At 46.2% G+C, this 413-nt stretch carries 1 rRNA gene; it reads left to right on the top strand.

Going from position 1 to position 413, the window contains the following annotated elements:
• Positions 1-98 (top strand): 5S ribosomal RNA (gene rrf, locus B7G53_RS22330); the annotation flags it as partial.
• Between the last annotated feature and the right edge of the window lie 315 nt (positions 99-413).

The following is a 413-nucleotide window of genomic DNA, read 5'->3' as shown; positions in this document are numbered from 1 at the left end:
AAGTTGGTACCACTCCTTCCCATCCCGAACAGGACAGTGAAACGACTTAGCGCCGATGATAGTGCGGATTCCCGTGTGAAAGTAGGACATCGTCAGGCTCTTACAGCAAGAGGCGCCCAGTTGATAAAGTCAACTGGGCGTTTTCTTTTAGTGTGAGATGAGCTTTTTTGTTTGTGCTTTCCGATGGCAGTACAAACAAAAAAGCTTCAAAAAAGTTTGACTGTGATGAAAAATCCGGTATATAATTTGAGGCTCAGCTGATTGCAGCTAACGGCGAAAACGAAGCGGCGAAAGCGGCGACGAAAGTAGTCAGGATCATTAAAAATTTACAGCCGATAAGTATGGGCGTTTGAAGGCGATTGCCAGGCGAAGTCAGTGAAAGCTGATCAGCCAGGTCTTCTGACCTTAAACGC

Source organism: Polaromonas sp. AET17H-212 (assembly GCF_002379085.1).
Classification (GTDB): domain Bacteria; phylum Pseudomonadota; class Gammaproteobacteria; order Burkholderiales; family Burkholderiaceae_C; genus Polaromonas.
Note: the sequence above shows the minus strand (reverse complement) of the source record. Positions and strands in the feature narration are given on the sequence as shown.